Genomic DNA, 19,414 nt, shown 5'->3' with positions numbered 1-19,414 from the left:
CGCAGCGGCACCCCGGCGCCGCGTCGCGGCCCCGGGGAACAGAGAAGGTTTAGAAGGAAAATTCCTTGCTGAACGTCAATTCGAATTCACGGGGACGGTTATAACCGGGCATATTCACGTAGCGACCGACACCCGACCAGGTGCCCTCTGGCCCGAAACTGCCGTCGTAGCCAGAGTCAATCCACTCGGCATTACGATCGTCCCAGATATTCCATACACTCAGTGTCACGCTCCAGTCACCGGCTGCCACTAGCCCCATCTGCAGGCTGCCCTCGTCAGCCTCCTCAAGGAGTTTTCGGCCACCCAAACCTGTTTCCGCGTTCATGGCATTCCACCAATCATGGTACATTTCATCGCGCCAAGAGTGGTCATAACGTATCCAGCCGTCCATGCTTCCGACCAGCGCCGGCATGTTGTACTCCACACCAACCCACCACTTCGAAGGAGGTGCGATAGCCAATTCCTGACCGCCGGCACCCAGTTGGAAGTCCTGACTTGGATCACTCAGATCGAAGGTATCACTAGCAAAATAATCGTCATTTAATTCGGAATCGTTCCACGCGTATGAAGCATCTACTCGCAAATTACCCGTTATTTGGTAGGCTAGCGTCGTTTCAACGCCCAGTATCTCAGCATCGCCCATATTGATGGTGCCGTTGGCGGTCCAGTCATCGGGGTCGGTGATACCGCGCTGAATGTCTTGCCATTCCATAAAGTAGCTGGAGATATTCAGCTGCAGGCGATTATCCAACCATTCACTCTTCAGACCGACCTCATGATTGATTAACTTGTCAGACTCGTAAGTCTCAGGCAATCGCGACGCCGGGTTCTTAATCGAGTTATAACCGCCCAACCGATATCCCTCGCTGTACAGAAAGTAAAGCATCTTGTCATCGGACAAATCGTAATTCACGGCAAACTTGAACAACGTATCGTCGTCGGTACCCTCATAGATGTCAGTGTCGTAAGGATTGCCCTCAGGCCAGCTCTTGAACTCCTTCCGATCTCGATCATACTCAAACCAGCGCGCGCCAACGGTTGCCGATAGATTGTCTGTGAATTGGTAGTTAACCTCGCCAAATACCGCGATCTGTTCTGTTGTGGCTTGGTAGTCTTCCCTAAACCAGTCGTCGGTGTCTGCGAGCTCCCCACCCAAGTCCCAGTACTGACCAAAGTTGGTCTCACTCAGATTTTCCACCCGTGCAAAACTATATATCCACGCATCTTCTGTTTTCTCGTAGAACGCGCCAAGCATCCACTGCAGCCGCGAATCGCCGTACGATGCAAGTCGAAGTTCTTGGGTAAAGCGCTCAGCCTTTTGGTCATTGACCGTTGTTTCTGGCTGGAAACCAGTATCGTAAAGTACGTTGTAGTAAATATATTCACCCGGAGTGCGCACCGATTCAGCACGAATCTGGCCATCAAGGTTGGCATCAAATTCGTAGACAATGTCTCGATCTAGATAGCTTGTGATCGATTTGAGCTCAGCAAATCCCAAATCTCCTGTAACGGTCAGCGATGTGATCCACCAGTCATCTTCTCGATCATCTTTGTGAAAACGAACGATTTCTAAATCACCAACTCCTTGTGCATTTGGGTCGGACTTCCAGTCACCCTTAGATCTCTGGTGCTGCTGCATATACATGAGTTCAGCTTCCCAGTCTTCAGTGATACTCCAAAGCGCACTGATGCGACCTCCTCGCTGGGTCCACTCGTTAAAGTCGTCTTCAACGACATCCGCATTGTCATCGTCGCTAAAAACGTTAGTACCATAAATATTGTCAATGAAACCGCCCGTTTTAACGTCAAATAGCGCCGCTCGGAGTGCCAACTTGTCCTCAATAACCGGCAGATTCAGCCAGCCATCAAGCGTGTGTCCGGGGTCACCCTCTTCCATGTATGTGGCACCCACATCAACAGCGCCATAAGTCCCAGAGTAGTCAGGTCTGTTGGGGATAATACGCAACGCACCAGACTGCGAACTAGAACCAAACAAAGTACCCTGAGGCCCCGGCAAGGCCTCGACACGCTCGATGTCAACATTGCGTGGATCAACAGCCTGCGTCGCAGAAGTCATTGGGACATCGCCGAGATACACAGCAGAGCCAGAATCTGTGCGCCACTCACCCGTGCCTGTGCTTATGCCCCGAAAAACGACCTCATTGCGTCCGGGTGAAGTAGTAACGGTGGACATGCTGGGAATGGCACGCAGCAGATCCCCCATGTTGTCCAGACCAAGTTTGGAAATCTGCTCCGCACTAAATGTCTGGACACTCTGGGCGAGGTCCTGCATGTTTACTTCGCGCTTGGTAGCAGTGACGATGACTTCTTCCAGCGCCGGAGTTTGCGCTTCCTGGCCGAATACCAGTGTAGCGGCAGGTGCGGTGGCGGTGGCAAGGGCAATCGCCCTGGCCAATGGGTGCAGTTTGTAACGAACCAGCTTGTTCTTCATGTGCGTGCAGCCTTGGTTATTTTTTTCATCTTAGAGCGGTGCACTCTTGCGTAAGTGCGACTCTCCTCGTTCCCTGTATGCTAAACCAATCCCCCGCTTCATGGCTCGCAACTCAGAGTGAGAATAACTATACAATAGATTTGATAATCTAATCTGTAAATCTATTCACAGGGCTCTGCTACCAAGGTTTACTAGCACCCTCGAAAAACATACAACAAAAACGCTCACCAATGAGCCCTTTCTGCTCTCGGAGGTACCGCATGCGGACACTGGCCCTAAACACCCTGATACTGCTCACCTGCCTGAGCCTGATTACCCCGGCTCAAGCGGCGGATGAAATAGCTTACGAGCAGCAGGCCAGTGTCATGATTCCCATGCGCGACGGTGTTGAACTGTCCACCGACTTTTACTTTCCCAAAGGCTACAAGGGAAAGATGCCGCTTATTTTGGTACGGACGGTGTACAACAAACGCCAGGTCTTTGGCTGGAACCCGGCCTGGGTAGCACTCATCGGTCAGGGCTATGCACTCGCGATACAGGATATCCGCGGCCGCTATGAGTCTGGCGGCAGCTACAAACTGGGGATGGGCCGGCGCGAAGACGGTATCGATACACTGGACTGGATTACGCGCCAAGATTGGTCCAACGGCAAGGTGGCCACGGCCGGTTGCAGCTATCAGGGTGAATCACAGGTCGTGTTGGCCGCCACCAACCACCCGGCCTTGGTAACGGCAGTGCCAATGTGGCCAGGCTCAGGCTTTTACGCACCAGGACGCGCCTGGCAAGCGTGGAGTGGCGGAGTGTTTGAACTGGGCCAGACAGCCGGCTGGTTCGCCGGCAGTGGCTCCAAGGTTTATACCCAGCCCCCGGAAGGCGTCGACCGCGGTGAGTACTTCCGAGAATACGGTGGCAAGATCGAAATGACGCCTCCGGTAGACTTCGCCCGCTACCTAAAAGAACTGCAAACCCTGCCCACGATCGACGTGCTTCAACGTGCCGGCGTGCCCCCGACTGATTTTGAAACCTGGCGCCGCTCGGCACCGGACGGCGACTACTACCGCAACCTCGACCTGGTACAGCGCGACGATGAGTTCAGTATTCCGGCCCTGTTTATGGACTCCTGGTATGACTATGGCGCCACCGAGACACTGGAAATGTTCGCCCAGTTCAGCGCCAACGGTCGCACTGAAGCCGCGCGGAAACACCAGTACCTGGTCATTGGCCCTGGCACCCATTGCAGCTTCTCCGGCGCAACCGAAAACACGATTGTCGGTGAGCGCCCCGTTGGCGACGCCCGCTACCCCTATCATCAATTGCAGATCGACTGGTACAACTATTGGATGAAAGGTGAAGACAACGGCGTACTCGATCGTGACCGGATTCACTACTTCCAGATGGGCGACAATGAGTGGAAGTCCACGAACCAGTGGCCACCTGAAGGCGTTATTCCCCAGAAGTGGTACTTCAGCAGTCAAGAGGGAGCAAACTCTCGCATTGGCGATGGCCGCCTGCTTCGCGAAGCAAGCAAAACGGCGAACGATGACCGCTTCACCTACGACCCGGGCAACCCGGTGCCGTCACTTGGCGGCCATACGTGCTGCACCGGCACTGACACCGAAGCCGGTGGCTACGATCAGAGCGAGATCGAGTTGCGCGATGACGTGCTGGTATACACTAGCGAGCCATTGACCGAAGACCTGGAAATGGTCGGCCGCATCAACGCCAGGCTGTATGTCAGCTCCTCAGCCAAAGACACCGATTTCACAGTCAAACTGTTGGACGTCTACCCGGATGGCACCGCTTACAATATCCAGGAAGGCGCGCTGCGAATGCGTTACCGCAACAGCCTGCGCGACAGTGAACTGATGACGCCTGGTGAGATTTACCCGGCCGATATCGATCTACATACCACCGCGAATACTTTTAAAGCTGGACATAGGATCCGGGTGGAGATCAGCAGTTCGAACTATCCGCGCCTGGAACGGAATTTGAATACCGGTGGCAACAACTACGACGAAACCACCTATATCAAGGCCGACAACAGGCTTCTGCTGGGCGGTCAGAAAGCCAGCTACATCGCGCTGCCGATAAAAACCAGGTCACTGGCCGCGGGCGGGCGAAACCCGGTTTAACAAACTGCGCCAACGGGGCCTGTCAGCAGGCCCACGTTTGTGGGGCACACTCTCAGCACATACACTGCACTGCCACGACATTAATCGCCCATGCTGCGGAGTCTCACTATGACGGCAAGGTTGCCACTCGCGGTTCGCGCTATGAACGGCGCATTCAGTCTCACTGGCCCAGTGGGTCGGCGCATAGCCCGACTGGATCCTGACAAACTCATGCAATCGGCCCAGCGGAGTACCGGCCTCACGAATTTCGGGTCGGACTATTTCCGCGCTCCGCTGGTACGCCTGTGCCAATCTCTTGAGGAAGACGCCCACCTGAATGCGCTGGGCAGGATGATAGCGCGCCAGGATATTCTGCGCCTGCTGAGTAACCGCCTGCGCTTCGTGGACCTACTGGAGCGACACCCCGAAATCAACGACACTCCCATAGAGCAGCCTATTTTCATTCTGGGTATGCCGCGCACAGGCACCACCAGCCTGCATGAACTGGTGGCCCTGGACCCGCAGTTTCGCGTACCCATGAGCTGGGAAGTGGCATACCCTTTCCCACCCCCTGATTCAGCCACTTATCGGAGTGATCCTCGGATTGCTGAGGTTGACGCAGAGCTAGCAAACATCGACCGCCTGTTACCCGACTTCAAATATATGCACCCCATGGGCGCCGAGTTGCCCCAGGAATGCGTAGGGCTTTTTGCCTACGACTTTACGTCCATGATTTTTGACGTGCAGTTCCGGGTTGCACAGTACCAGGAGTGGCTGCTGCAGGAAGACATGTCAGAAGTGTTCAAAAACCATCGTCGCTGGCTGCAAATCCTGCAATGGAAGTGCCCCGCCGACACATGGGTGCTCAAATCGCCTCAGTACCTGTGGAATATCGAAGACATGCTGCGCGAGTACCCCGATGCTCGCATTGTCCAGACGCATCGTGACCCAGTGCGGGTAGCCATGTCGATAGGCAGCCTGACAGCTACCCTGCGCGAGCTCAGCTCCAATAAGGTCGACCTGACCGAGGTCACCCAGGAATACGCTGACCTACTGCATTACGGTGTCGGCAAAACCATGAGTGTCCGGCAGCGCGGCCTGCTAAGTGCAGAGCGAGCTTACGATGTACAATTCAAGGATTTCCGCCAGGATCCGCTGGCCGTGGTGGCAACTATCTATGACCAGTTCGGTTACGAACTGTCAGCCGATGTGCGCGAGCGCATGGCCGCCTTCCTCGCTGCAGGGCATGAGTCGAAACGCCACGGGCAACATGGCTATACCCTTGCGGACTCTGGCCTGGACCTAGACTTTGAGCGCGAACGTTTTACCGATTATCAGAACGCTTATGGTATTGCGCTTGAGGAAGTGAGCTAGGCAGCTAGAGTGGCGCCGATACACAAGATGCTGTTCACTCACCAGACCGCCATGCTCCATCAGCTATTTTGTTAATGTTATCAGTGCTTTTAAAGCGCCGAGGCTACCAGGGAATTGACTCGCCCTGGTAGTCATAAAAACGACCGTTGTCCTTCGTACCGAGTCCGGCGAACACCTGCAGCATACCCTTCACACTCTCTTCAGAGGTAATCGCGGCGCCTGGCCCTCCCATACGCGTTTGCACCCAGCCAGGGTGCATCACTACACAAGTGTAGCCTTCCTCTCCCAATTCCTGAGCGAGGGACTTGTTCATCATGTTCAGCGCCGCCTTGCTCGCCCGGTAGCCGTAGTAGCCACCGCGGTTGCGCTCGATGCTACCCATCACGCTGCTGATATGGATAACGGTCTTGTGCTTACCGGCGTCCAGGTTGTCGATCAGCGCCTGGGTGACCCGCATCGGCCCTAGGGTATTCACGGCAAAGGTCCAATCGGTGGCGGCGAAATCAGTTTCCCGGAAACTGACGGGGGCCTGACCACCGACACCAGCGTTATTCACCAACATATCGATCTTCACGCCCTTGAGGGTTTCGGCGAGGGCCGCCAGTGATTCAGCATCGGTTACATCCAACTGCTCTACCCGGGCACCGGTAGCACGCAGCTCCTCTGCCTCGGCAGGTTTGCGCGCCGTACCGATCACATCCAGGCCCTGGGCTCTCATTTGCTTGACCATCTCAAGCCCGATACCGCGATTGGCGCCGGTCACCAGCACCGTCATTACTGTGGCAGCACTGGCGGACACACTGGTCAGGCTAACCAACACAAAAAGTACAATTGATTTGAACACCGTTGTTATCTCCTATGGATTATTCAGATGGATTCAGTCTAGCAGCTGGGCTAGATTCGGCGCCGCGGTGTGGCTCGCAATGTGAACAGCTAGTTGAGCCAGCCCCCTACGGCCTGCAGGGGACGCTGGGCGTCAGGCCCACTCACCCAGGCGGCAATGCCCAGGCGCGTCGCCTCTTACCTAAGCGGTGCTTCAGGCAGCGTACCCTGCCATCGGCCATTGCTCTGGTAGCTCGCAAAGCCCAGCACCACAAACTCATGCTCGAGTTGCTCACCACGGTTTTCACCGGCCCGCACAGGGGTTTCTAGACCAAAGCCGAGAATCGCCACAGACAAGCGAGCATTGTTCACCAACTTGTTGCTGTTCAACTGCGCGGTGAACCCATTGCTATCCAATACAAGGGACAGCGCACCTACCACCTCATCGCTGCGGGGAACGCCACTGCCTCGACGCCAGGCGCGCCATTCCCAACCCATGGCCATCACCCCCGGGGTGTACACCACCTGCACGGCATCCTCGGCTTTATACCGGCGCTGCCGTTGGCTGAACTCGGCCCGGGCAAAGCGATCTTTCTAGCCCAGGTAGTTGCAGTAATCCACGTGAAAGACCACCGGCACGAGATCGTCCCAGAGGCAAGATGAATCAGTCAGGGTATTTAACCAACGCTCCGCCGGCGGACAGGAGCTGCAGCCCTGGGAGGTGTAGAGTTCGAGCAATCTCGCCTGGCGCTCGGGCGATACAAAGCGCTGCTCGGCCAGTGCCGGCAGTGTCAGGAAGACAAGAAAAATCGCAAGAGGAAAATATCGCGCCATGTGGGTAGGACCACAACACGGCGCGTAGGTTCGCCCGATTCAGCCGTGGCAAGACTTAAACATAGGCCACCGCACCACCATCGATGCGAACATTCTGCCCGTTGATAAAGGCGGCATGCTCGCTGCAAAGGAACACCACCAGATCCGCCACCTCCTGGCGTGTGGCCAGCCGGCCGCAGGGGTTGGGAAAATCCTCGGCGACGATGTGACGCAGAATGTCGTCCCAATCTTCACCCCAGCCTTTCTTCTGCGCCTTGAGGCGATAACCCGCCTCCAGCTCCGGCGTGTGGATCAGGCCCGGCGACACGGTGTTCACCGTAATGGCTGTGCCGGCCAGTTCCTGCATCAGGCTCACCCCGAGCGTCGCCAGCGCACCTTTGGCACCGTAATAATGGGGCATCAGGTGCCCGGGCCGATGCGAACCCACAGTGCCCAGGTTCACAATACGCCCCCAGCCACGCTCGACCATGCCCGGGCTCAGCCCCTTCACCAACCGCGCCATCGACATCACATTCTTTTGATACATATCCAACCAGTCCTCTTCGCTGGCGCTCTGCCACTTGCCCCGGGAGGCGGTGCCGTAGTTGTTCACCAGGACGTCTACGGTCATACCTGCTGCCGACAACTGCGCCAGCACATCATCGCAACCGTCTACCGTGGCGATGTCCCCGACCACAGCATGGGCCTGCTCAATCTCGGCCGCGGTGGCCTGTGCGCTGCCGTCGTCGTTGCTGTGCACCACCACCTTTGCACCTGCCAGGGCCAGTGAGCGTGCGATCACCTCCCCGGTATTGCGGGAAGAGCCAGTGACGAGGGCTGTGCGCCCAGCTAGTTCTATATTCATTGTGTTTCGGTTTTCCTGTCGCGCTGCGCGTATATGTTTCGATGCCGTAGCCGTGAAAGGATGATTTTTCTCGCCGCCGGTATCGCCGGTCATACTAGCAGGTGCACACGATATACACTTATAGAAATGAACCATGACACCGTTGCTATGATGGCTCGATGAAACGCACAACAATAGTACTCGCTTCACTGTGTGCCGCATTATGGCTGGGCTGGGCCTGGCTTAACGCCGATCCGGCGCGACCCACACCGTCAACAGCGGCCGACGTCCCCACTTTTCTCGGCAGCCCCGCACAGCCACGACCTGTGGCACTTACGGAACAGTCACCCATCCAACACCCGTACCTCGCCGGCGCCGGCGTGAACAGCATGCACAACGATGCAAGCCAGACCGACAGCTATCCGTGGAGCGGCCCCCTGGGGCACTCTGCGCAGGTGAGCTCGCGTCAGTTTCACCGTCTGGCGGGCAGCTGTGTGGCCCAGTCATTTACGCAGGCGGGGCCCATGGTAGGCACCTGCGTCAGCCCCTTTGGTGTCACGCTGGTCGCCCGTGATCCTGAGTCGCTCGAAGTATTGGCTCGGCAAATCATTACCCGCTGGCTACCCATCGGACAGAAGTTCAGCGGCGGCGTCTACTTTCATCTCGACCACCGGGACCGGGTATTGCTGGCCACCAACGAACTGGCGATACAGTTGTGGAAACTGGCCCGAGAAGGTGAAAACTGGCGCTGGCAGTTGGACGAGAGCCTGGACCTCGCCGAGCCACTTAACCGCATCGACAAGGGCCCTCACCACATCATCGACGTGATGCCGGACTGGCAGGGCAACTATTGGTTTATCACCCGCGCAGGCATTATCGGCAGCATCGACCGCGCCGGTCAGAACGGCCACGCAATACAACTGGGCGAGGCGCAACGTAAAGAAGGCATTGATAATGCCCTGGCCGTGGGCAAGAACGGTGTGTTCGTTGTTTCCAGCCATGCCATGTACAACTTCAGCCGCGATGACAGCGGCAAGCCCAGCATTACCTGGCGCGCACCCTACGACCGGGGCAGCGCTCCCAAGGAAGGCACGATGGGCTGGGGCTCCGGCACCACGCCTACCCTTGTCGGCAATGACTACGTGGCCATCACCGACAACGCCGACGGCCGGGTGAACGTTATGGTGTATGCGCAGGCACCGCGCAATGGTTCGCAGCAGATCTGCAAGCATCCGATCTTCCTAGAGAACCGAGGCACCACGGAAAATTCGCTGGCCGCTGTCGGCCTGTCACTGATCGCTGAAAACAACTTCGGTTACTCAGGCCCGAAGAACATCCCGCAATCCGAACCCGGCCTCGCCCGCGTGGACATTCGCGCTGACGGCAGCGGCTGCGACACCGCCTGGGAAAAACTGACAATCACCTCGCCTTCTGCCGTGCCTAAAGTGTCTACCGCGAATGGCCTGATATACCTCTATACCCGTGACGACAAGAACCCGGAGGACCTACACGCCTGGTACTTTACCGCAGTGGATTTTCACACGGGTGACGTGGTGTATAAGCAGCTCACCGGCACCGGCTGGTTGTTCAACAACCACTATGGTTCGATCTCCATCAGCCCTGACGGCGCAGCCTATGTCGGCATGATGGGCGGACTCGTGAAAATCACCGACAATGAGTGAACGGCTGCACCCGAACGGGTACAGCCGCTCCCGTTAGAGCGCCGACAATGCGTCCTCATCCTGCTTTGCTGGCACCAGCGCCATACCGTGCTGATCGACAAAACTGAGTTCACCATCGACATCGCGTGTGCAGTGGACTCGTGTCACCCCCTGCCCTTCCGGATAAACACGCAGCTTGAGAATCGTTCCTCGACCTGGCGCCTTACCGTCTAAACGCATGCGGGTGTCATCACCATAAATATTCGCCAGTTGCGCCTTGCATTCGGTGAACTGCTGCCCGAGCGGAGACTCAGCCTGGGCCACACCTGCGCCGCTCAACGCGACGCTCATTACTGCCATTGCCACTACCTTGTTCATTACTCGCTCTCCTTTATAGGGTCTGCGAGATCAATACTAGGCATGCCCATTTATGCTGAAAATGGCCAAAAATGATTAGCTGCGCTGCATTTTTGGGCACCCTATGTGCCGCGGCGATCCAGGTGCGGCCGCTGGTGCTGCAATTCATCGGCAATCACATCCCGCACCGCACGCAAACGGGCACTGGGGCGGAGGTCCTTGTGGGTTAACACCCAGAGGTCGGTTTGATGGACCACCGTGGCACCAGGAACACGCACCAATTCCTCATGGTCTGCTGCGTAAAAGCACGGCATAAACCCCATACCCATTTTGGCCTGCAGGGCGCTCACCAGTAACGAGAGATCGACAATAGCATGGCGCACCGGATTGTCCTGCAGATTCGTTTCCGCAAGCCAATCCTCACTGTCGCCAGCGGCGGCCTTTCCTACCCACGGCAGGTGCGAGACGTCTTGGGGCGTATCGGGATTCAGCAGATCACGGTGTACATAAGTGCTGGCAGAAATGGGCGAAAGATAGCGCCCAATCAGGTAATCGGGAGGCTTCACACCCACCGGCATCACCCGCAAGGCAATATCGGCCTCCCGCCTGCTGAGATCCAGGGCTTGGGCGCTCGAGGATATCTCCAGTTCAATACCCGGGTACTCCTCGGCAAACAGCGCCAACCGGTCAATCAGGCGGCTCATACCACCACTGGCCGGCAAGGTGATTCTCACCGGCCCTTCCAGGTGCTGATCACCCCCCTGAATACGGCGCTCCGCCGCAAGAATCAATTCCTCCACATGCTCGGCGGTGGGCAATAGCTGCTCCGCCGCGGCCGTCATGCGATAACCATCCGGGGTGCGATCGAACAAGTGCGTTTGCAGGGTTTGCTCAAGATCATCGAGACGACGGGTCACGGTGGAGTTGCTCACGCCCAGCACCTGGGCAGCCCCCCGTGCAGAGCCCTGGCGCGCCAGCGCCAGCAGCACCTTGATATCGTCCCAATCCATCCCGTTCATCACTCGTTACCTGCAAGCTGCGAAGTCAGGCCATCTATAGTGAGTGATTGCAAAATGAGATGCCAGTGGCGCCTGGTTGGGCGTGATTCTGACCCTGCAGACAGCCGCCAACCGACTGTTTTTAGGCCCGATCGAGGAGGGGGTAGAAATGCCTTAGCTGGGCCTTGACTCGAACCCGACAATCGCGGAAAATGCGCGCCTTCTCGGGACAGCCAGTCCCGTTTTGCAGAATGTGGCTACGTAGCTCAGCTGGTTAGAGCACAGCATTCATAATGCTGGGGTCGGTGGTTCAAGTCCACCCGTAGCTACCACTTTTTTTCTGCGCTTTTCCTTTCTATTGATAAGGTCTGGTCGACGTCCCTAGATGGCGTGATCGTTCTATCAAGCAATCAGTTTATTGAGATGAAAACTGCGCTCAGGGTCGCCTCCCGATGCTGATTTCAAGCATCGAGCAGCCCCCGGAGATTCAATCTCAGGCTTTTAAAGTCTGCTTAGCTGGCAACTGAGTCCGCAATGGTAGTGCGGTGAAGCAGCCGATCATAGCCATCGTAGCCACCAGTGGCAGAGTGCAGTAGCGACCGGTTATCCCATATAACCAGCATGCCTTTTTCCCACTTGTGACGATAGACGAATTCTTCCGTTGACTGGTGGTTATAGAGGTCAACCAGCAGCGCATCAGACTCAGTCTTGTCCATACCGACAAACCCCTGAATATAGGCCAGCGAAGAGAACAGCGCTTTCTTGCCCGTTTCCCGGTGCGTAATCACCAGTGGGTGCTCTTGCTTTTCTCGCGCCTTTTCGCTGGTCACAATCTTCATACTGCGCTTGCTGTTTTCTTCGCTATCACCGTACAGACCGTCCGGCGCATAGCCCAATTCAGCGGAGTGGATCGCAATAAGTCCCTCTGTTCTCACTCGCAAGTCATCCGGCATCTGCTCATAAGCAGCTACCTGGTCGGCAAAAAGGGTGTCTCCTCCCATCGGTGGAATAGTAATTCCATAAAGCGCTGTTGCAGCGGGCGGTACTGGCATAAAGCTCCAGTCGGAGTGAAAGACCTCGGCAAAAACCGGTGCGGTTTCATCTGCATTGCGTTGAATCGCACAGATATGCTCATGTCCGTCGATATGCGCAAAGAAGGGGTCGTCACCCAGCTCACCAAAGTAAGCTGACACACGCTCAAGATCATCATTGCTCAGGTCCTGCTGCGGGAAGACCAGCACCTTGTGTTCAAGCCAGTGCCTGCGCAGCTCAGCCACAACTTCAGGCGAAACCTCTTCTGCAAGGTTAACGCCGGTAGCGAAGGCGCCGCATGCCGCGGCTGACGGTTCAATAGTTATAGACATTATATTCTCCAACATTTTCTATGCTTGAATTGGGAGATGCGTTCTCGCAAGAGCCCCTCATTCGGGGTGTGGAGTTCACCGGTACTGGTCTTCGTGCGCACAGCCCTCGACCCACCAGCCACTTCCACTTTCTCAACTTCTTCAAGAATACAATTCAGTTCGTCTCCAGGCTATCAGTACACAAGGCAGGTAGCTCACTGCCGCATCATAGCGATATTGTTCCTTGGTCAGCGCTGCATCACCCTCTGGACCACGGGGAGGCAGCCACTTTTAGGGCGGGTGAGACAGACCGCATACCAACGAATAGGCACGGGCAATTCCAATAGAGCCAGCTCACCACGCTCAACCTATCTACTGAAAACTGCACTGGGCCCCATGGTGATATGGTGGGATTCAATGACGACATCTAGAGGGGCCTTCGAAACGTAAGCACCACCCGCTCCCCCGCCCTTACTGACCACTGCTACCACCATGTGGGCTAATCCCGCCATGCGACACCTTATCGCAGGTTCAGTGGTCGCGGGGCTGATAAGTTACGGCCTCACACAGTGGTTGCCGACCTTCTTTTTCAGGGTTCACGATCTCAGCCAGTCCCAGACTGGCATGCTGATGGCCGGCGTATTTGGCATTCCGGGGTCAATAGGCGCGCTGGCCTTTGGCAAGTGGTTCGATCGGCTCTCCCACCGCGGTTTCCAACACGGCATATGAATGCTCGCCATGGTTCCCTTTGTCACCCTGCCCTTCTTCATCGCGGGCTTGCTGGCCGACGACCTGCTCACAGCGATACTGCTTTTCATCATTCCAGGTGTAGCGGCAAACTACGTCATAGGGCCCACGATCGCCATGGTACAGACGCTGTCGCCTGTGCAAATGCGAGCCGTGTCCTCGTCGGCCATCATGATGTTGTGCCTCAACCTCGTTGGCATGGGCCTGGGGCCACTGCTGGTAGGCTTACTGAGCGACCTGCTTACTCCTCAACATAGAGAAGATGCACTGAGCGTGGCACTTGCCTTCCTTAGCCTGGTGGGGCTGTGGGGCTCCGGCCACTTCTGGCTCTGCGGGAAGGCTCTGGCGAAACAGCAACAGGATTAAGAGTAAACCCTTAGAGCACAGAAATCAGGAAAGTCATCGCTTTGCTATCGATAGCAGCCATCAACTTTGCGGTGTTCATTGAATGCCCCATGAGACCTACAGAATCTGGGGTTCATAAATCCACCCGTTCATGTGTAAGGACCCACCGATTGCCGCATCGTTAGGAGCCTACTATAGACAACCAAACCTATCTCACTACCACCGAGCTTGCTACCCTCGTAAAGTAAGACGAGCGGACGATTCGGAACCGGCTAAAAGACGCTGTACTGCTCGAAGGGGGCCACCATATCCGAGCGTTCAGTTCAGGCCGCAAGCTGATCTAGATTAGCGAAACGACTCTTCTTGATATAAGTCGACCCACGATTACCAGAGCCCTCATGGCTGGCCTTCAATAAGAAGGCGACCATGGGTTCAGTTAGAGCGATGGGAAAATATCTATTCCAAAGCCAACAGCAGTATGAAAACCACCGGACTCAACAATCACACGGGGCGACTGGGGTGCGAGAGCAACGGATGCGACGATGCCAGTCCACTGACCAGACTCAGGTATTCGCAACCGCCTATGCTGTGGCTCAGCATTTGTTCGGTCTAGGGAGGCGCCTGGTCAGGGCTCAGCATTACGTCGCGCCGAGCTCGTTGCGATAAAAAGCCACTTGTAGTTCAGGTCGCTAGAATACTTGTCGCCGGCAGCAAACGAAAACTGACCAAGCCAGCGACAAGACGCTCTATTAATGCCTCGGCCTTGATGCCGTTTTTCAGTCCCTGGTGGACTGCCATTCAGTAGAATCATCCAGCATAGCCGAGATGAAATCCACTAAACGTACGCCCCCCGCTGTACGCTCGAACTCCTCACTAATTTGAACGAAAGTGTGGCCGGTGGCGTCGGGAATCCAGTACTTGCTGCGCTCGGGGTGAGCATCTTCGAGTTGCTGCATTTCGGGATAGAGCGCCTCCTTCCAGGCTTCATAACCAATTTGGAGAAAACCCAATGCAAAGACAGTGTCCTCGCTGTGACTCAGCATGCTGCGACGCACGTTCGGATCCTGATTCATCTGCCAAATATGGTAGTCACTGAAGTGACCATCGTCTGGAATGCACTCGGGGCAGCTCTCCGGAATAAATTCACGGGAGTTCCAGTCGCTGAGCAGCAATTCCAGATACTCTGGTTGCTGGGGCCTTGCTACACCCACTCCGGCATCGTTGATGATGTCAATGCGTACGTCCGGGTAAAGCAGTCGCACCAGGGGCAACGCGATCGTCGTACCCAGGCCACCTGCGCTTGATCCTGCGAGTACAATTCTTCTGGGATTTGGAAACGTACGTACGGCAACATCCAGACCGGCCGACAGATTATGCAGGCCGCGCTGGAATTGGTCATCGCTCCCGTCTTCATCCCTGTCATAGTCGATATCGCTGCTAAAAATGCCGCCGTCGCAGTAGGGTAAGTAAGCAACGTTGTAGCCTTTCAGCGGATTGTCTGCTTTACCGGGGTCCAAAATGCCGCCCTGCGGCACGCCAGAACCCTCAACTGACGGGGTTGCCGCACACAGTTCTGACCAGCAAGCGCCCCCTCCCTGAAGAAAAATCATAAGATCTTCAGAACCGACGTCCCGCGTAGCCATAGCATACTCAGAACCATCGAGGCACAGGGGGCCATCACCCGCGCCGAATGTGTGATCGACAACACCGTCGGCTCCTTCAGATTGCATCGGCGTGTAAACGCCTATGTACCGATTAATACCCTGGTCATAGAGTTCCTGAAACGGTGCGATCACGGGGTCTGGCCCGGAATCACTGCCACCGTCGCTACCGTCAGAACAGCCAACCAACAACGTCATTAACATCGCGCTGCATACCACCCAGCCGCGCCGAGCCCCGGGATTTTTCAAACTATTGATTTTTAACACTTTTATCTCTCTTTTCACTCATAGACTTGTCGGCAGTAGTGAAGGTTTGGCGGTCCCTGCGGTGCGCAACCTACTACACATCGTCGATCGCAGAATGACAGGCCATCCTGCGCTTAGTCGCAATCTTCAGTCCATTTTTTCAACTGGTGTATCCTGAACTGGAGCGCCCGCCCGGTTTTACCTTTCAACCTCGCCGGGTGCGTCCGAAGGATATTCTTCAACGTACTCTTGTGCGTCCCTCGTTGTCGCTGCTTGCTGTTCAAGGTGTAAATTCGATTGATCCATGCTCGGAGCTTTAGCCCACGGGCTATCAGCCCGCGCCAATCAACATTCCACGCGCACCGGCTGGATACTAACCTGAAAGGCCGCAACTTGACCAGTCCGGCACAGTGCGTTTCCCGGTCAAAGGCATGAGCTGCGAATGGCAGTATCGGAGCAGTGCCTTATGGTCATTGATCTAAACTGCGTGGGCAGCTTCAGGGCATCAAGAAACGACTTACTCGGCTGTCGACCTCATAGAATGAGCTGATGCTCTGGCTGAACACGGACACCTTATGAATAAACTCGCATTGATAAGTTACCGCCTGCAAGCGACGACGAAGCCACCTACCAGGACACATGGGCGGACGAGAACGCACTGCAGGATATTTAAACAAAGAGTTTCCTAAATTATTTGCTCAGGGTCGTTGCACAGAAACATTCATACGAATTATTGCTAGCAATACCGTGCATGTTACGGCTCACAGTTATGCGCAAAAAATCAGCATAGCGACTGTGTATGGCTGTCAGAACGGATGCTATATTTATGTTTACGTCGACGTTCAATGGAATGAGGATAGGATACGCTGGTTGGCTATAGCCATTGATAGCTATTTTCTAGGAGCCGACCGAACGAAAGAGCATGAGCTGAAGTTTCTGCAGCGGCGAAGCGTTTTCGCTGCCACTTTGATTACACCCAAAGTGTGTCCACTTCATGCTCGCACTAGCACCGCTCATATATTCTGTCTTCAACCGAGCAAAGGACCGCCCTCGGATGATAGAACCGGTTTCTCCAATGCTCGAAGAGCAATATCGGACCTGTTTATCGCCTTTCCCACATTAACAAAAAAACCGTCCCCTCATACCCTGCTTACTGGCGCGGTAGAAAATGGTAGGTTCGCCAGAAGCTTCTTCAGCCAGGCACAAGGGAGGTGTAGAACTTGAGCGCATAGCGCAGACTCAGATAATAGTAACGCGCAGTTTCAGAGCAATTCTGCCTCAAATCCGAAGGCTTAAAATCCCAGCGACTGATCCTCATCGGTCACGTTGTTAATACCGGTTCGGATGCTGCTTCCCTCTCACAGTAACTTCTTACCAACAGCCGTAGGCAACAGACCGCCCATCTGTGGCGTTTTGTAAATAGACAGTTAACAGTTTCAACTTCGGCCCCAAAGCTGACGTGGGTCTCTATACTTAAGCTGCCCAGAAACTGTTGAGACTATCAAAAAGGAAAATAATCGTGAGCGACAACAGCAGGCCGGAGAAATCACCTGGAGTGGAGCCTTTTACCCGTATTGGAGAAGCCGGCACAGGAACCCTGGAACAACCCGACCTTTCACCAGAGCAGGCGGCTATGTTGGACCCTCTGCTAAAACCTTCTCTGTGGTTGATTGTGGTAGGGCTTATCTGCGCCCTGTATGTTCACTTCAATATTGATTCCCACTGGCTTGAGCAAAAGACCGTTTATCAGGTTGAACAGGGCGCCGAGGGACAGCTGGTGTACTCCCATCGTGGCAAGCAAATCGAGCTCCCAAACGTGGTGCCTTATGAGCGCTCGCCGCTGCGTCAGGAAGCACTCGACGTACCCGGTGCGCAGCCCACCCTGGGACAACAATGGGTGGTGGAATTCGCCGATGACGGCACCCCCACCTATTCAACCTTGTCAGCCACCCGCCATTTCGGCTTCTGGTCATTACTGCCTGCGCTCGTGGCTGTCTCCTTATGCCTGCTGACCAGGGAGCCCCTCACCGCTCTGCTCGGCGGTATTATTGTCGGAGCGTTCCTACTGGGTAGGTTCGATATCACCGACGAAGTACTAATACCCAACCTGGCGACCGACAGCGCTGCGGGCGTACTCATGCTGTACCTCTGGCTTCTGGGCGGGCTCATGGGCATATGGTCGCGCACCGGGGCAGCCCAGGCCTTCGCCACATTCATGACCCAGCACTTTGTGCGCGGGCCACGTTCAGCAAAACTGGTCGCCTGGCTACTGGGCGCCCTCTTCTTCCAAGGAGGCACCATGAGCACGGTATTGGTGGGATCAACCGTCAAGCCGCTGGCGGACCAGAACAAGGTCAGCCATGAAGAGCTTGCCTATATTGTCGACTCTACAGCGTCGCCGATTGCCTCAATACTTGCGTTCAATGCCTGGCCTGCCTATGTACAGGCCCTGATCTTTGTCCCCGGGGTTGCTTTTCTTGCCACTGAGGCGGACCGAATCGCTTTCTTTTTCAGCAGCATTCCATTCAGCTTCTATGGAATATTGGCAGTCACCGGAACCCTTCTGCTGAGCCTGGATATCGACCGTTTCGCGGGCAAGGGACTTCGGGAAGCACGGAAGCGCGCGCGTGAAACCGGTGCATTGGATGCCCCAGGGGCCTCCCCACTCAGCGCTCGTGAGCTGCAGGAGAGTCGCGTTCCCGCCGGCTATAGCCCACATGTACTCGAGTTCCTCGTGCCGCTTATCGTACTGATCAGTATTGCCATCGGGTCATTCATCGTCGGCGGAACCCCCAAGGTCAATTGGGCCTTCGGCGCGGCTTTGATGGTTTCGGCGTTCAGCGCGCTGTTCAGGGGCATGAGCCTGGGCAACCTGATCGAGGGTTTTGGCGATGGACTCAAGGGGGTTGTCGTGGCGTCCGTCATTCTTATGCTCGCCATTACCGTGGGTGCGATCAGTAAGGAGGTAGGTGCCGGGCAGTACATGGTCGACCTGCTTGGTCAAAGCATACCCTTCTGGGCCCTGCCGGTGATTCTGCAGTTGCTTACCATGGTGACTGCATTCTCCACGGGTACTAGCTGGGGCACGTATGCGATTACGTTCCCCCTGGCAATGCCGCTGGCGTGGGTGATTGCCCAGCAGCCCGGCATAGAAAACCCAATGCTCTACATGTCAATCTGCTTTGCGGCGGTGCTCAACGGAAGTGTCTACGGCGATCATTGTTCGCCCATTTCAGACACCACGATTCTCAGCTCGATGACAACCGGCTGTGATTTAATGGACCACGTGAAAACACAGATTGCTCCCGCCACATTGGCTGCCGCAAGTGCTGGCGTATTGTGGACCCTTTCTGCACTGTTTCTTGCCTAGTTGAATGAACACCAGCCCAATCTGAAGAGGCCATGAGCCACCAGTAGGTGGCTCATAGCCGAAGATTGCTACTTCAGCGCACTCGACGGAGCACCACCAGCAGCACACCGCCAATAGTGAGCAACAGCAAGCCGGCAGGCAGTGCCGGAATGGGCTAAGGTATGCGGTTCACGATATCTTCGGTCACTTCATTGATAATCTGGCGAGGTCCTGGCGTGCTGCCTGTCATGCGCCAGATGACACTATTGGGATCGACAATTCGGCTATATT

At 55.7% G+C, this 19,414-nt stretch carries 13 protein-coding genes, 1 tRNA gene and 1 pseudogene; 7 read left to right on the top strand and 8 right to left on the bottom strand.

The annotated features are described in order from the left end of the window. Positions 1 to 49: 49 nt before the first annotated feature. A complete protein-coding gene (locus A3709_RS18135) occupies positions 50 to 2,452 on the bottom strand; it encodes a TonB-dependent receptor (RefSeq protein WP_066057837.1) in 2,403 nt (800 codons plus the stop codon). A gap of 260 nt (positions 2,453 to 2,712) precedes the next feature. On the opposite strand from A3709_RS18135, the gene A3709_RS18130 reads away from it, so the two are divergent. Beyond that, entirely contained in the window at positions 2,713 to 4,584 is a 1,872-nt protein-coding gene (locus tag A3709_RS18130) for a CocE/NonD family hydrolase (protein WP_066057834.1), read from the top strand. Between the two features lie 108 nt (positions 4,585 to 4,692). Further along, the gene (locus A3709_RS18125; RefSeq protein ID WP_197484284.1) at positions 4,693 to 5,937 is read left to right on the top strand and encodes a sulfotransferase; all 1,245 of its coding nucleotides are present in this window, start codon (positions 4,693 to 4,695) and stop codon (positions 5,935 to 5,937) included. Positions 5,938 to 6,040: 103 nt separating this feature from the next. Here the strand turns inward: A3709_RS18125 and A3709_RS18120 are convergent, their stop codons facing one another. The 3 genes and pseudogenes from A3709_RS18120 to A3709_RS18110 form a co-directional block, all read right to left on the bottom strand. Beyond that, positions 6,041 to 6,781 (bottom strand): SDR family oxidoreductase, encoded by a 741-nt coding sequence (locus tag A3709_RS18120; protein WP_197484283.1) that lies wholly within the window; start codon positions 6,779 to 6,781, stop codon positions 6,041 to 6,043. 176 nt (positions 6,782 to 6,957) lie between these two features. Further along, positions 6,958 to 7,593: pseudogene (locus A3709_RS24655) on the bottom strand (DUF1223 domain-containing protein). 55 nt (positions 7,594 to 7,648) lie between these two features. Continuing rightward, positions 7,649 to 8,437, bottom strand: coding sequence for an SDR family NAD(P)-dependent oxidoreductase (locus A3709_RS18110; RefSeq protein ID WP_066057828.1), 789 nt, complete (start codon positions 8,435 to 8,437; stop codon positions 7,649 to 7,651). Between the two features lie 158 nt (positions 8,438 to 8,595). Between A3709_RS18110 and A3709_RS18105 the strand changes: the two genes are divergently transcribed. After that, positions 8,596 to 10,098: a hypothetical protein gene (locus A3709_RS18105; RefSeq protein WP_066057824.1), complete on the top strand. Its 1,503-nt coding sequence runs from the start codon at positions 8,596 to 8,598 to the stop codon at positions 10,096 to 10,098. Positions 10,099 to 10,131: 33 nt separating this feature from the next. Here the strand turns inward: A3709_RS18105 and A3709_RS18100 are convergent, their stop codons facing one another. Further along, entirely contained in the window at positions 10,132 to 10,455 is a 324-nt protein-coding gene (locus tag A3709_RS18100; RefSeq protein WP_066057821.1) for a hypothetical protein, read from the bottom strand. 101 nt (positions 10,456 to 10,556) lie between these two features. Next, positions 10,557 to 11,453 carry a LysR family transcriptional regulator gene (locus A3709_RS18095; protein ID WP_231871238.1) on the bottom strand — a complete coding sequence of 299 codons (897 nt, stop codon included), beginning with the start codon at positions 11,451 to 11,453 and terminating at the stop codon, positions 10,557 to 10,559. Between the two features lie 234 nt (positions 11,454 to 11,687). On the opposite strand from A3709_RS18095, the gene A3709_RS18090 reads away from it, so the two are divergent. Then, positions 11,688 to 11,764 (top strand) — tRNA-Met (locus A3709_RS18090). Between the two features lie 180 nt (positions 11,765 to 11,944). Here A3709_RS18090 and A3709_RS18085 read toward each other — a convergent pair. Further along, entirely contained in the window at positions 11,945 to 12,796 is an 852-nt protein-coding gene (locus A3709_RS18085) for a TauD/TfdA family dioxygenase (RefSeq protein ID WP_066057818.1), read from the bottom strand. A gap of 489 nt (positions 12,797 to 13,285) precedes the next feature. Between A3709_RS18085 and A3709_RS24650 the strand changes: the two genes are divergently transcribed. Beyond that, positions 13,286 to 13,504, top strand: coding sequence for a hypothetical protein (locus tag A3709_RS24650; protein ID WP_231871237.1), 219 nt, complete (start codon positions 13,286 to 13,288; stop codon positions 13,502 to 13,504). Further along, positions 13,505 to 13,888 (top strand): hypothetical protein, encoded by a 384-nt coding sequence (locus A3709_RS24645; protein ID WP_231871236.1) that lies wholly within the window; start codon positions 13,505 to 13,507, stop codon positions 13,886 to 13,888. A gap of 755 nt (positions 13,889 to 14,643) precedes the next feature. Here the strand turns inward: A3709_RS24645 and A3709_RS18075 are convergent. After that, entirely contained in the window at positions 14,644 to 15,726 is a 1,083-nt protein-coding gene (locus tag A3709_RS18075) for a pectinacetylesterase family protein (RefSeq protein WP_231871235.1), read from the bottom strand. A 1,567-nt stretch (positions 15,727 to 17,293) separates the two neighbouring features. Between A3709_RS18075 and A3709_RS18070 the strand changes: the two genes are divergently transcribed. Continuing rightward, positions 17,294 to 19,144 carry a Na+/H+ antiporter NhaC family protein gene (locus A3709_RS18070; protein WP_197484282.1) on the top strand — a complete coding sequence of 617 codons (1,851 nt, stop codon included), beginning with the start codon at positions 17,294 to 17,296 and terminating at the stop codon, positions 19,142 to 19,144. Positions 19,145 to 19,414: the final 270 nt, after the last annotated feature.

The sequence above is a fragment of the Halioglobus sp. HI00S01 genome (assembly GCF_001635445.1).
GTDB lineage: Bacteria > Pseudomonadota > Gammaproteobacteria > Pseudomonadales > Halieaceae > Halioglobus > Halioglobus japonicus.
Note: the sequence above shows the minus strand (reverse complement) of the source record. Positions and strands in the feature narration are given on the sequence as shown.

What these genes read in the sequence shown, in the direction of transcription:
- A3709_RS18135 (WP_066057837.1), bottom strand. Translation starts at nt 2,452, where the DNA reads ATGAAGAACAAGCTGGTTCGTTACAAACTGCACCCATTGGCCAGGGCG.
- A3709_RS18130 (WP_066057834.1), top strand. Translation starts at nt 2,713, where the DNA reads ATGCGGACACTGGCCCTAAACACCCTGATACTGCTCACCTGCCTGAGC.
- A3709_RS18125 (WP_197484284.1), top strand. Translation starts at nt 4,693, where the DNA reads ATGACGGCAAGGTTGCCACTCGCGGTTCGCGCTATGAACGGCGCATTC.
- A3709_RS18110 (WP_066057828.1), bottom strand. Translation starts at nt 8,437, where the DNA reads ATGAATATAGAACTAGCTGGGCGCACAGCCCTCGTCACTGGCTCTTCC.
- A3709_RS18105 (WP_066057824.1), top strand. Translation starts at nt 8,596, where the DNA reads ATGAAACGCACAACAATAGTACTCGCTTCACTGTGTGCCGCATTATGG.
- A3709_RS18100 (WP_066057821.1), bottom strand. Translation starts at nt 10,455, where the DNA reads ATGAACAAGGTAGTGGCAATGGCAGTAATGAGCGTCGCGTTGAGCGGC.
- A3709_RS18095 (WP_231871238.1), bottom strand. Translation starts at nt 11,453, where the DNA reads ATGAACGGGATGGATTGGGACGATATCAAGGTGCTGCTGGCGCTGGCG.
- A3709_RS18085 (WP_066057818.1), bottom strand. Translation starts at nt 12,796, where the DNA reads ATGTCTATAACTATTGAACCGTCAGCCGCGGCATGCGGCGCCTTCGCT.
- A3709_RS24650 (WP_231871237.1), top strand. Translation starts at nt 13,286, where the DNA reads ATGCGACACCTTATCGCAGGTTCAGTGGTCGCGGGGCTGATAAGTTAC.
- A3709_RS24645 (WP_231871236.1), top strand. Translation starts at nt 13,505, where the DNA reads ATGCTCGCCATGGTTCCCTTTGTCACCCTGCCCTTCTTCATCGCGGGC.
- A3709_RS18075 (WP_231871235.1), bottom strand. Translation starts at nt 15,726, where the DNA reads ATGACGTTGTTGGTTGGCTGTTCTGACGGTAGCGACGGTGGCAGTGAT.